This window comes from Danxiaibacter flavus, assembly GCF_041060425.1.
Classification (GTDB): domain Bacteria; phylum Bacteroidota; class Bacteroidia; order Chitinophagales; family Chitinophagaceae; genus Danxiaibacter; species Danxiaibacter flavus.
The window spans coordinates 856312-869642 of sequence record NZ_JAULBC010000001.1 but is presented as its reverse complement, the minus strand read 5'-3'; the positions used below and the strand labels follow the sequence as shown (position 1 = coordinate 869642).

Here is a 13331-nt window from a genome sequence, read left to right as displayed (position 1 = left end):
CCTACCCTTTGAAAGTGCAGGACAAGTTTCAGCCAGCATCCACGCGGCATGTATCGCATTCCTGCAGAAACTTATCTGTCCTACACTTTGAAAGTAGGACAGATAAGTTTCACCTGCCCGGTAGTTCATTCTTCGGTATCTTGCCTTCACAACAAATAAACTTCATGAATCCTCCATCCGAAATTCAGCTTATTCCCGGCGAGATTGCAGATTACTATCTTGATAAAGAAGGGATATTGTATTCCTATTCTAAAAGTGTACTTAGAACGGTTGAAAATATTTCTAATAACGTAGAATTAGTAAAAAGGATAACCGGCAATAAAAAAGTGCCGTTGCTGATTTACCTGAAAAATTCTCCGGTGCCTGATAAAGCAACAAGGAAATTTTCAACGGAGCAATTGCCCAATATTTATTCTGCGATGGCCATGGTTTCAAAACCCGGCCTGGCGCAATTTATCATGAAGATATTGTTCAAGCTAAAGCCGCCACCTATACCCATGAAGTCCTTTACGGATGATAAGGAGGCGAGGGAGTGGTTGTTGCAGTTTGTAAAATAATTGAAAATGGAGAATTCCTGCCCGACTGCGTCAGTCAGGCGGGGGAAAATGATGGTAGCGAAGGTTTTGTGCTATAGAAAAGATTTTGGCCATTAAAGAGCTAATATTTAACCACAGAGGACAGGGAGTTTTTTCACGGAGGGCACAGTTGTTTGAATAGCAAGTTTTCGCTAAACAAATCTGTCCTACACCTGCGAGGTGTAGGACAGATTTGTTTATGATGTACTGTCTGCTTATCTATGAAATCTTCAATACCTTCTCGATTGCTTCCAGTTCATCAGGAGCATACTCAAGATTGCTTATTGCGTCAATATTATTATCCAACTGGGCTACTGAACTTGCGCCAATCAGAACGGACGTAATGCGATGATCTTTGAGCAACCATGACAGCGCCATTTGAGCTAAAGATTGCCCGCGGCTAGCGGCTATATCATTGAGTTGGGAAATCTGTTTTAACCTGTTTTCTGTAATCTCTTCAGTTTTTAAATAACCATGCGATTTTGCAGCCCTGGAATCTGAAGGAATGCCTTTCAGATATCTGTCAGTTAACATACCCTGGGCCAAAGGTGAGAAAGGAATACATCCAACGCCATGCCCTTCCAGCACATCCAGCAACCCTTCTTCCACCCATCTTTCAAACATGGAATACTTAGGTTGATGTATTAAACAGGGCGTACCTAACTCCTGCAAAATTTCAATGGCTCTCATTGCCTCGTCGGGCCTATAGTTTGAAATGCCGACATAAAGCGCTTTCCCCTGCCTTACAATCGAATCCAATGCCATCATGGTTTCTTCAAGTGGTGTGTTTGGGTCAGGCCGATGGGAATAAAATATATCTACATAATCAAGTCCCATCCTTTTTAAGCTCTGGTTACAGCTTGCGATCAAATATTTCCTGGAGCCCCATTCACCATAAGGACCAGGCCACATTAAATAGCCCGCCTTGGATGAAATGATCAGCTCATCGCGCAAATTGCCACCGAAATCTTTCTGAAGGATCTTACCAAAATTTTCTTCTGCGCTGCCGGGCTCAGGGCCATAGTTATTGGCAAGATCGAAGTGTGTAATACCACGATCAAATGCGCGGCGCACAATGGCACGCCCGTTATCAAATACATCAACCGATCCGAAATTGTGCCACAGGCCGAGTGATACAGCAGGCAATAATAATCCGCTTCTTCCTGTCCTGTTATATTTCATTGTTTCGTACCGGCTGGCTGCTGGTGTATAGCTCATAAATTGTTTGTTTTAGAAATGAAGGCTATAAAATTAGCGGAATGGGAGGAAAAAGCAATCAGCTATCAGCTATCAGCTATCAGCTATCAGCTATCAGCTATCAGCTATCAGCTATCAGCTATCAGCTATCAGCTATTAAGCGAAGATCTTAGCGAAGGCCTGGCTGGTCACGCTCTTCACGCTCTGCTAAGCCTCCTGGCTTCGCAGGCCTACGCTATCACTTGTAGCGATATAAACCCTAAACGGCTACGAGCCTATAAATTTTCAGCCACATAATCCGAAAACGAAATATGTGGCTGAAAGCTTGAATTAAAAGCTGCGCTGAATTCCAGACGACATTATCATTTTTTCTGAAACAGGTCGTCTATCATTTGCTGATTAAAGTGATCATCCAGTGTTCCATTAATATTGCGGTAAACTGCGCTAATGAAAATAGTTTGTGTGGCACTGACAATAGCCATGACAAGAAAAACAAGGACAGCTCCTGCGGCGATGCCTGCAATAGGGTGAATAGCGGCGGCCAAAACAAATCCGATTGCCAACGCTGCCAATATCAGGAGAAACTGCACCAGCCCAAAACTAAAGTTAGCAGCAATGCTTTCGCCCCATTTTTCTTTCATTATGGAAGATGAACGCTTAACTGCATCTACCGGATTTACATTTTCGTATGCAATGACCGGAACAACAAAAAATGTAGCAACGTTCCAGACAACGCCGATAATGCCTGTAATTATTTTACCCAGCAGACCGGAGTTCTCCTGAATTATTTTCAACAAAGCACCGACGGTTCCTGCGAACAATGCCCAGGCGAATATTGCGCCGATACGGCTTACGCTAAATGCGAGTCCCTGCCGAACTGTAATATTTTGTTCTCCTTTAAAATACAGGTCAGCGCAATGAATGAGCGCCATGTTAAAGAAGACGATCACAAAATAGTTGACCACATAAAACAGGAATGTAACGCCATAAACAAACAATTTGTTTTGCGCCTGTTCTTCAAAGAAATTTTCTCCGAAAACGCCAAACCCGAACATGGCTCCGATAAACGATCCGATAAGCAGGATAAGTGAAATGCCGGACAAGATGGGGAAAGCAATCAGTTGCTTGTTATTGCTTAAAACCTGGAAGCTGGTTTTTGCGAGTGTCCATCCATTAGACAGACGTGTAAAAAAGTTCATGAGTTGATTTTTGGGGTTTAAATAATGTGAAATTTAAGATTTTATAATGGAAAAGAAAAGTTCTTACAGCAACGCGCTGAAAGCCGCAACGTAAGGCCACACAGCTTTGAAGCGGCACCGAACGTTAACCTCCGCTCCGCTCTGCTATGCCTCCTGGCTTCGCAGGCTTTCTCTATCGCTTGTAGCGATCCTCAAACCGCGGTAGGCTATCTGTTCTAATTCATACTAATTCTTAACCCAATCTGACTAACCCACCTGGCACTGTATTGCGGAACATTGCTGGTGCTTACTCCCCAGGGTGTTCTTGTGTTGTTCTGCGGATTAAATTTATAGGTTGGAGTGAAGTCCGCAGCAGATTTATACCCCGCAAAGCCGACCAGCGCATATTGATCATTGCTTAAAAAATACATTCTTCCCCAGTTCCTGTTCAGGAAATTGGTAAAGTTGAACATGTCATAAGTCAACTGAAACTGGTACTTGTTTTTGCCAATCTTCACATTAAAATCCTGCGCAATCTTCAGGTCAACAATGTTCGTAAAAGGTAGCCTGCTGCCGTTTCTTTCAACATACTCACCTCTTCTTTTGCTTAGATATTTATCGTTATCAATATACCGGTTGAATGCGGCCCGTTGTTCATCAGGTGTATAAGTAACCGCATTAGAACCCGAGCCGACAGTATTGCTCAGAAATTCCATTCCATTGACTTCTTCCGAAGTGGGGACGTATAACAAATCATTACCTCCGGATGCATCATCTCTCACCAGCGCGCCCGAATACACGTAGCTGAATGGCGCACCTGACTGACCAATATATACCAGTGAAACTGTGGTAGCCAGCTTGTTCTTTGCATACGTAAACTTTTTACTTGCGTATGCAAATATTCTATGGCCCGCACTAAAATCCGATCTTGACCTGGTTATATAGTTGCGGCCATTTACTGTTTCCATAAACCGCCACTGACTAAAGTTTACCGAGCTTGTACCTTCATTGGTTATATACGAATCGCCGAAACTGTAATTGAAGTTAAAGCCCCAACCTTTGTTGTTTGTTTTGTTTACAGTGAGCGTGAAGTTGTAAGCAAAGCCCTTGTTGCCTTTTGCATTGGACAACAAGATAGCATTGTCGTAAGGATTTTTTCCATCGGCAGTTATTGGAATGGTAACCGGCGAAGGATATACATTACGGTTATCAGGACTGTTTATTTTATCAACCGGCGGCAACAAATTTATGTTGGTATAATAGATCTCGTTAATATTATAACTGACAATTCCCTCTCCGATAACGGACCAGCCTTTAGGTAGTCTTTTTTCAATGGCCACCGATGTGCGCAACAACTTAGGCATTTTGAATTTTTCAGAGATCAGGTTCAATGCACCTTTACTTAACGTTATGCCAACTTCATTTGCCCGCCATTGTCCGTAAGGGTCATCGCGGAATTTAATGAGACCAAGTGCCGCCTTGTTCTGACTGTTACTTACGGTAAAGCCACCCTGGTTTATACCGTTATTATTGTATATACCGCCTGGCCAAACCAATGGAATGCGGCCCGTAAACAAACCTATTCCACCACGTATAATAAGGTTCTCTTCCGGAATTTTATAGGTAATACCCAGCCTTGGAGAAACGGCGACGGGGATCTCAGGTCGCAGACCAGATCTCGCACCTTCAAGATCATAGTACCGGGCAAACTTCGTCAAGGCACTATCGTTAGTAAAGGCATCAGTTGCAGGCTTCGTAAGAAAACGGGTATAATCAGCTCTCAGACCAAAATTCAACGTTAGATTTTCAGACACTTTGAACTCATCATTCACAAAAAAAGCAAGGCGCATAGTTTTAAACTTAGCAGCAGCTGCAGTGTTATCATCCAGCCTGTTATCCACCAAAGGATAACCAACCGAGTATTGATTCACGGTATCATTATTATAGAACGCCTGCAGGCTTTTGTATTGATAATTTCCAAAAGTATTCTGTATAAATACATTGTACACATCATTGATCTCATCATCTGTTCCAAAGGTAAAATTGTGTCTGCCCATGCTCCATTTAAAGGCATCAAAAAGACTGAAATTCTTTTGCACCAGCTTGTTTTGGGTAGAGCTGTTATCCGGCCCAAAAATAATGCCCTGACCAGAGCTTGTTCCTGTTCCGTCAAAGATCTGAACACGCGGAAAAGCCTGCCCTATTGGGTTTCTGTCATCTGTAACATTCGTAAAAGTGAAGAGTAATTTGTTGTTTGTTCGTGTTCCTGTATTACTTTTTAATTCTGCTGATATGGAATTTGTTTTTGTGGGAAACACATATCCGTTATTATAAAAGTTAATTGCTGTTGTACTGCTTGCGGTTACATTATTCCGCTCTCCGTTAAGATAACGATAGCTTACAGTGAGTTTGTTTTTGGTATCGATGTTCCAGTCTATTCTTGCAGCTATTCTATCAGCCTTAACCTTTTCATCGTTGCTAACATAACCGCCTGCATCGTATCCATAGGTATTTTTCAAATAAGCTGAAAGTGCATTAATGTCTGTAATACTTGTGTTGCCCTGGTATGCACTAACGTCAAAAGGTTGCGGCCTTACATCCCGTTGTTGTTCTATATTAATAAAATAAAAAAGTTTGTTTTTAACAAGCGCACCGCCTACTCTGAACCCATATGTTTTGTTGGTAAAACTATTCAGCTTTGTCGCCTGGTCTTTTGGACCAGTGGGCGTTTTACCCGCCAGCGCCTGGTTGCGGTAAAAGCCATATACAGAAGCTTGTGTAGTATTGGTTCCGGCACGTGTTATCGCATTGATACCTCCGCCAACAAAATTGCCGATAGATGCATCGTAAGGAGACACAACTACCTGGAACTGATCAATGGCATCAATAGAAATAGGCGTAATCCCCGCCTGCCCGCCATTGGTTCCGGAATTTGACAAACCATACACATCATTATTTACCGCACCGTCTATATAAAAAGAATTATAACGGTTATTTTGCCCGGCAATAGTAATACCTCCATCGGCTGTGGTCAGTTTTGCCTGCGGAACTGCACGCAGGTAATCCCCCAGGGTTCTGCCTACAGTTGGCAGATTTGTCATTTTATCTCTTCCGATAATTGTTTCCGCTCCGCCTTTTCCGGCAGGATCAGCGCTCTTTCTTGCACCACTAACGGTCACCGCTGCTAACTCCTGCGCCGTTTCGGTGAGTACAAGATCCACATCTCCGGTTTCGCCCAGATTCAGGTAGATATCATCTTTCTTTTGCTTTTCATAACCGATATAAGAAACTTCGACGGAATAAGGCCCACCCGCCTGCATATTGCTTACACTAAAATGTCCCCGGGAGGTTGTACTGGTTGAATACACCGTTCCTGTAGGTTGGTGCGTAATTGTAACTGATGCGCCGGATAAAGGGTCTCCTTTAAGATTTTTAACCAGCCCGCTCATGTTACTCGTAGTTACCTGAGATAGCAGCAGCGCCGGAAACACTAAGCCCGCAAACATATACAACAGCCTGACAAGTCGCATAGAATTAAACATTTCAGTATTAAAAAAAGCCATTAACAGTAATATACAATGCCTGCCACGGTTAACAATTTATTAACTTTCAACGATAAATTTTATGAAAAGCAGAATTTTAATGTCCCCACTCGCTGCTGACACCTAAATGTTGCGGTCTATTAACGTGGTTGTCGTAATTTTGCAGCATATTTATAGATTATGTTGAATTCGATTGAAAGTGCTATTGAGGATATAAAACAAGGAAAACTGGTTATTGTTGTGGACGATGAAGACCGTGAGAATGAAGGTGATTTTGTTACTGCAGCAAAAAATGTTACCCCCGAGATCATCAATTTTATGAGTAAGGAAGGCCGCGGTTTGATCTGCGCTCCTATCACAGAAAAAAAAGCGGATGAACTGGAGTTGAACCTGATGGTCAACAACAACACCGCACTGCACGCTACTCCTTTTACCGTTAGCATCGATTTACTGGGACACGGTTGCACTACCGGAATTAGCGCTCACGACAGGGCTAAAACCGTGCAGGCATTGATTGATCCGAATATAAAACCGGAAGACCTGGGAAGACCCGGCCACATTTTTCCTTTAAGGGCGAAAGAAGGTGGCGTTTTGAGAAGAACGGGACATACTGAAGCTACAGTTGATTTGGCAAGACTGGCAGGTTTTGAACCGGCAGGCGTTTTGGTTGAGATTATGAATGAAGATGGTTCAATGGCAAGATTGCCTGAGCTGAAGATAATTGCCGAAAAATTTGACCTGAAGATTATTTCCATCAAGGACCTAATTGAATACAGGTTAAAAATCGACTCTCTTATAGATGAGGTTGTTCGCGTTAATATGCCTACTAAATATGGCGATTTTACGCTGGTTGCATTCAAGGAAAAACTTACAGGAGGTGAACACCTGGCACTAATTAAAGGCGAATGGGAGAAAGATGAGCCTGTACTTACCCGCGTACACTCCAGCTGCTTCACAGGTGATATCCTTGGAAGCTTCCGTTGCGATTGTGGCGAACAGCTTCACAAAGCCATGCAAATGGTTGACAAAGAAGGAAAAGGCGTGATTCTTTACATGAACCAGGAAGGTCGCGGTATTGGATTAATGAATAAACTGAAAGCTTACAAACTTCAGGAACAGGGTATGGACACTGTTGAAGCCAACCTTCACCTGGGCTTTGGAATGGATGAAAGAGATTATGGTGTAGGCGCGCAAATCCTCCGCAAGCTTAATATCACCAAGTTAAAACTGATGAGCAACAATCCGCGCAAACGCGCCGGGCTCAGCGGTTACGGCCTTGAAATCACTGAAATTGTACCGATTGAAGTGATACCCAATCCACACAATGAAAAGTATCTGACTACAAAGAGAGATAAGCTGGGGCACAAGATCCTGTCCTCTAAGTAATTGACAATTGATAGTTGAAAATTGACAACGACATGAGCGAGTGATTAAATAAAACTATTCTCTTGTAAAGGCTTTTTTCTATTGACAGTTGAAAATTGAAAATGATCGGGTAGAAGAATTAGTTAACACTTTTAGTATATGGAGGCAACAGTTTTTTCTGTTGCCTTTTTTAGTCCTGCATTCTTACCGGAAATCGAAAGCTGTCCCTCATTATCAATTTTCAACTTTCAATTTTCAATTACTCTATCTTTACCGCCTTAAATAATTTGCTATGCTGAAAGTTGGAATATTTGGCGTTGGACATCTTGGAAAATTTCATTTGAATAACTGGAAAGAAATTGAAAACGTAGAACTTGTTGGATTTTTCGACCCTAATGACAGCACTGCAAAAGAAGTTGTTGAAAAATATGGATTGAAGCGGTTTAACACTCCCGACGAACTACTGAAACTGGTTGATGCTGTTGATATTATTGCTCCCACAAACTTTCATTTTGAATTGTGTGAAAAAGCTATTCGCCGTGGCAAGCACGTGTTTGTAGAAAAACCGCTGGCCAATACCATCGAAGAAGGAAAGCAGATTGTGGAAATGGCCCGCGAGGCCAACGTTAAAGTGCAGGTTGGCCATGTGGAAAGGTTTAACCCGGCCTACCAGTCGGTAAAACACCTGAAGCTCCAGCCAATGTTTATTGAGGTGCACAGGCTGGCACAGTTTAACCCCCGGGGAACTGAAGTAAGTGTTATCCTGGACCTGATGATCCATGACATTGATATCATTCTCAGCATTGTACACAGCGATGTAAAGCATATTTCAGCCAGCGGCGTTGCGGTTATGACCGACACACCGGATATTGCCAACGTACGTATTGAGTTCAATAATGGCTGCGTTGCCAACCTTACCAGCAGCAGGATCAGCATGAAGAAAATGCGTAAAATGCGCCTGTTCCAGAAAGATGCATATATCGGCATCGACTTCCTGGAAAAGAAAAGCGAGATCATTAAGCTAAAAACTGATGAAGACAAAGACGCTTTTACTTTCGACCTGGAAACGCCTTATGGCACCAAAACCATCGCCATTTCCAATCCCGAAACGCATGTTGTTAACGCTATAAAAGAAGAATTAACAGCTTTTGTTGACGCCATCAACAACAATACCCCCACCGTTGTAAGTGAAATAGACGGATTTATTGCCATGGAAGTGGCGCACCAGATACTGGACAAGATAAATGCAGCGGTGGCGAAGGGATAGAGAGGAAGAGAAAAGGCTTGAGGTTTGAGGTTTGAGGCGTAAGGCGTTAAGTAAAAATTCAAAAGCAAAAGACAAAAAAGGCAGCGGGATAGATGAAATTTCGCTGCTTTTTTTATGTCCGTAAACTATCGCAATCAGATTCTTATTCAGGAGCCCCCTCCTATCGTGGGATTCGATCTTATTTATCTGAACCAAATCAACAAACTTTCCAATAAAACGATCCGGATCAAACTTGTCCTACACTTTGAAAGTGTAGGACAAGTTTGATCGGCTATCAAAACCAGTCACAACACTATTCTCATCTGATTAAAAAATCCCTGCCATTTCTTTTTATTCGCGGTTTTTCGGAACTTTAGAAAGTGCGCATAACTGCACATTGTGATTATGAAAGGCTTGCTGGCTGTTGCTTTATTTTTCCTTGTTTCTGTAACAAATGCCCAGGTACGATTAGCTAACTATATCGTAGATAATACCGCCTATGCTACAACATCAACAGATACACTCTCTCAACTTCTCACCGCCGACGCAAAGACTGAAATGGAAAAGGTTAGAGCTATCTTTTTCTGGATCGTAAATAACATCGATTACAATACAAACGTATTTTACCAGAATCGCTATGTAAGAAAAGGCAACAAGGATGAGGAAGAATATGACACGAGTTCTGTCCTGCCATCTCTTGACGAACGTGTTTCCCGGCTTGTCCTCAAAAGAAAGGTTGCAGTATGCGATGGCTACGCAAGGCTCTTCAAAACACTTTGCGAGCATGCAGGAATTACAAGTGAGGTAATAACAGGTTACGCAAAAACCAATATGAACCGTGTTGGTCAGCGATTTATCAGCAATCACAAATGGAACGCCGTTATGATCGATAGCAACTGGTATCTGCTGGATGCCACTTGGGCTGCGGGTTACATTAATGGTCATAATGAGTTTGAAAGACAGTATGATGCTAACTATTTTCTGCCTTCTCCTAAAACATTTATCTGGGATCACTATCCTGAAGATGTGAAATGGGCGCTTTTGCCGGAACCACCATCTCTTGCTGAATACAATCGCACACCATTCAAGACAAGCGAATTCAGCCATTCTACCATTCTTTCATTTAAACCCGAAAAAGGCCTGGTTGAAGCTTCACCAGGTGACAGTATACTATTTGAAGTAGAAAGTACTGACAGGATTAAACGGCTTTGGATCTCCAGCGATCCGTACCTGGATAGCTCTTCACTATTTCAGTTTGATTGTTGGGAATACCTTGAAAGGCCATCTTCCGGCAGCAAAGTAAGCGCCGTGTTCGTTATTGAACCGCAAACCGAATGGCTGAATGTGGTGTACAACGACCGGGTAATTATGCGGTATAAGGTGAATGTGAAGGGAGTCGCCGCCCCGGAAACAGACGATACGAAAGATGGCAAACGCAAAACCCCGATGAAAGCCCTGACGGGCTCAAACTAGGTTTTGAACCACGGAGACATTACGACATAAAGAATCACAACGAAAATATCAGGAAAGTCATCCTGTTCATCTGTTTATTATAGTAGTAACCCGCCGTGTTTCGCCGTGTCGTCGTGTCTCCGTGGTTCACCGATCACGCCTGGCGTAGCGCCAGCCTTTCTTCAATAATTCTCTCGGCGATCATCATATCCACGGGGCGCGTTATTTTGATATTATCGTAGTCACCTTCGGTAAGAAACACTTTTGTTCCAAAAGCTTCCACCACAGTTGCTTCATCTGTAAAATCATCGCTATACTCCTGTTCAAAAGCTGGTTTGATAATATTACTTAAAAAAGTCTGGGGGGTTTGAATAATACGCACCTGCTGCCTGTCAGCTACATGATGTTCCTCGCCTGATGCAATGCGGATGCTATCCGTCGCAGCCACAGCAGGAATAGCGCTACCTTTTTCTACAGCCTGTTTATAGCAACGGTGGATCAAAGGAACTGAAATCAGGCATCTAACGCCATCATGAACGAAAACAACGCTGTCATCCGGCACGAGTTGTAATCCGTTGCGGACTGAGTGATATCTTGTTTTGCCGCCGGAAGTAACGGTTATGCGGTCAGAGGCGTCCAGCATATTAATAACCTCCCGGCCTTTTGGCATATGATCTTCCGGTAATACCAGGATGATCTGCAGATCCGGGTAAGAACGCAAAAAAGAATGCAGCGTATACCATAGGAGCGGCTTTCCGTGCAACAACAAAAACTGCTTCGGAACACTATTCCCCATTCTTACACCGGAGCCGCCGGCTACTATTACCGCATATTTTTTCATTCGTCAAAGAAAGATAAAAAACGGAAGCAACAGGCAAAGTTTTTGGAAGTTGTACGTGATAAGTAATACGTGGTACGTTGATCGAAGCGAAAGAGTTGATTTAGCCACAGAAGCACTGAAACACAGAAATTCACCTCTAAGCTTCTGTACTTCTGTGCTTCTGTGGCTAAATATCTTCAAAATAAACCCCGCCTGGACAGGCGGGGCGTGTTTTTTCAAACCAAAATTGAGTTACGTCTCATCGACGTGACACAGCTATTTAAAATCTTTACTTTCAAGTTCCTGCAGGTACTCCTGGTACCGGTTGTATAAATGACCGGCCTGCAGATAGGCAGACTGCGGGCTCATAAAATGGGAAAATTCAAATGTTATTGCTTTATTGTAACCTGCACGACGCGCTGCCTCCAGTTTCAAACGTAATTTTTCAAATTTTACAGGAAGAAATTTAATGGGCATATCACGATCAAAGCTCTCGGCGTTGGTCCAGCATTGCAAACCAAACTGGTCAGCCATCTTTTTGTTGATCCGGAAAAAATCATCCAGCTCATGATAATCGATGTGGCCATCCTGAAAAGCTACGGCATCTACGGCGCCCTGAATACCGCTGAATATTTCACTCCACTCCTCTTCGTGTTCTTTTAAAGACACCGCATCATCTTTTGTAAGCGCACCGGAAGCTGCCATTACAGCTTTGCGGCCATCAATCCATGGCGAAATAAATGTCGGCAGTCCGTTGCTCACGTCCTTACACTGCAAACCCAATGTGCGAAAAGCTCCCGCTGCGCCTTTTGTTTTACGGCTGATCTCCATGCTCAGGTACCAGCCTTTAAAACTCTTGTGATGACCATATTGCTGCCATACTTCATCAATAACAAACCGGTTGCTATCTATCTCATGCTGCATGTTGCCAGTATCCCAATATTTACCGCTGTCATACAATCCGAAATAAAATTGCATACCTAGTTCGTCGGCAAGTGAGAGAAACAGCTCAACAAGATCTACCGGGGGGGTATAACAACCATGTTCATTTACCAGGTATGTTGACGGATATGTAATGAACCTTCTGTAACCACTGCGGATCAATATTACCGTATCAATTCCTACGGCTTTCATGTATTCAAAATCCCTCCGCCATTCTTTTGGGCCCCAGTTTTGATGAGGGATGTCGTGACTTATTTCATCCAGGAAAGTTCCAGTGATCTTCATTTTGTCTTATTAAAATTCTTTATTAATAAAGTGAACACGTACACTTCTTAAAGAAGCTTATTATCTAACAATGCCTTCTTCCAAACCATGTATCCTTCACCTGTCAGATGCAGCCCGTCGTTGGTATATTTTCTGTCCAGCTTGCCTTCTGTATCCAACATCAATGAATACAGATCGAGATAAGTGCAATGCTGTTCCAAGGCAAGTTGCTTCAACCCTTTGTTTACCGAGCGAATATGCTCATCCTTTCCCTGGTGACGCTTAAATTCAGTAAAAGCGTCGTTTGTAGGAAGAATGCTTTGAATACAAATAGAAGTAGCCGGCGACTCCTGCTTTATTCTTTTAACGATGGATGCGTAATTACGCAGAATGAAGCTATCTGGCACATTGGATGCGATATCATTAACGCCGATCATGATGAACACTTTAGAGGGTTTCCTTTTGGTTACTTCATCCAGCCGGTTAAGTACACCGAAAGTTTTGTCGCCATTGATGCCGCGGTTTTTTATTTTATAGTTTTTAAAAAGATCCGCCCATTCGGCAATATCAGTAATGCTGTCGCCAAGAAAGATGATTTCATCTTCCTCCGTATCAGCAATCAGTCTGAACTGAGTTACTTTTTGACCGTAATAGGTGGTTTGAAAGGAGCTATCATATTGCGCATTCAATGAATTAAACACAAATGCGGCAACCATTACACAACTTAGAAACGGAAAATACTTTTTCATT

General features: G+C 42.8%; 11 protein-coding genes. 5 read left to right on the top strand and 6 right to left on the bottom strand.

Annotated features, from left to right (window positions below; all coding sequences use genetic code 11):
* The first annotated feature begins 164 nt into the window (after positions 1-164).
* A complete protein-coding gene (locus tag QTN47_RS03390; RefSeq protein ID WP_369327911.1) occupies positions 165-557 on the top strand; it encodes a SpoIIAA family protein in 393 nt (130 codons plus the stop codon).
* A gap of 237 nt (positions 558-794) precedes the next feature.
* Here the strand turns inward: QTN47_RS03390 and mgrA are convergent, their stop codons facing one another.
* Positions 795-1793: an L-glyceraldehyde 3-phosphate reductase gene (mgrA, locus tag QTN47_RS03385; protein WP_369327910.1), complete on the bottom strand. Its 999-nt coding sequence runs from the start codon at positions 1791-1793 to the stop codon at positions 795-797.
* Positions 1794-1811: 18 nt separating this feature from the next.
* Between mgrA and QTN47_RS03380 the strand changes: the two genes are divergently transcribed.
* Positions 1812-2069: a hypothetical protein gene (locus QTN47_RS03380; protein WP_369327909.1), complete on the top strand. Its 258-nt coding sequence runs from the start codon at positions 1812-1814 to the stop codon at positions 2067-2069.
* 65 nt (positions 2070-2134) lie between these two features.
* Here the strand turns inward: QTN47_RS03380 and QTN47_RS03375 are convergent, their stop codons facing one another.
* On the bottom strand, positions 2135-2971 hold the full coding sequence (locus tag QTN47_RS03375; RefSeq protein ID WP_369327908.1) for a DUF6159 family protein: 837 nt from the start codon (positions 2969-2971) through the stop codon (positions 2135-2137).
* Positions 2972-3186: 215 nt separating this feature from the next.
* Positions 3187-6513, bottom strand: coding sequence for a TonB-dependent receptor (locus QTN47_RS03370; RefSeq protein ID WP_369327907.1), 3327 nt, complete (start codon positions 6511-6513; stop codon positions 3187-3189).
* Between the two features lie 159 nt (positions 6514-6672).
* Between QTN47_RS03370 and QTN47_RS03365 the strand changes: the two genes are divergently transcribed.
* The 3 genes from QTN47_RS03365 to QTN47_RS03355 all read left to right on the top strand — a co-directional run bounded on the left by QTN47_RS03365 (position 6673) and on the right by QTN47_RS03355 (position 10576).
* On the top strand, positions 6673-7878 hold the full coding sequence (locus tag QTN47_RS03365; RefSeq protein WP_369327906.1) for a bifunctional 3,4-dihydroxy-2-butanone-4-phosphate synthase/GTP cyclohydrolase II: 1206 nt from the start codon (positions 6673-6675) through the stop codon (positions 7876-7878).
* A gap of 271 nt (positions 7879-8149) precedes the next feature.
* Positions 8150-9124: a Gfo/Idh/MocA family protein gene (locus QTN47_RS03360; RefSeq protein ID WP_369327905.1), complete on the top strand. Its 975-nt coding sequence runs from the start codon at positions 8150-8152 to the stop codon at positions 9122-9124.
* A 384-nt stretch (positions 9125-9508) separates the two neighbouring features.
* Positions 9509-10576: a transglutaminase domain-containing protein gene (locus QTN47_RS03355; protein ID WP_369327904.1), complete on the top strand. Its 1068-nt coding sequence runs from the start codon at positions 9509-9511 to the stop codon at positions 10574-10576.
* 133 nt (positions 10577-10709) lie between these two features.
* Here QTN47_RS03355 and QTN47_RS03350 read toward each other — a convergent pair whose 3' ends face one another.
* The 3 genes from QTN47_RS03350 to QTN47_RS03340 form a co-directional block, all read right to left on the bottom strand.
* Positions 10710-11396 (bottom strand): 2-C-methyl-D-erythritol 4-phosphate cytidylyltransferase, encoded by a 687-nt coding sequence (locus QTN47_RS03350; RefSeq protein WP_369327903.1) that lies wholly within the window; start codon positions 11394-11396, stop codon positions 10710-10712.
* 255 nt (positions 11397-11651) lie between these two features.
* Positions 11652-12602 carry a DUF4434 domain-containing protein gene (locus QTN47_RS03345; protein ID WP_369327902.1) on the bottom strand — a complete coding sequence of 317 codons (951 nt, stop codon included), beginning with the start codon at positions 12600-12602 and terminating at the stop codon, positions 11652-11654.
* 47 nt (positions 12603-12649) lie between these two features.
* Entirely contained in the window at positions 12650-13330 is a 681-nt protein-coding gene (locus tag QTN47_RS03340; protein ID WP_369327901.1) for a GDSL-type esterase/lipase family protein, read from the bottom strand.
* Position 13331 lies beyond the last annotated feature (1 nt).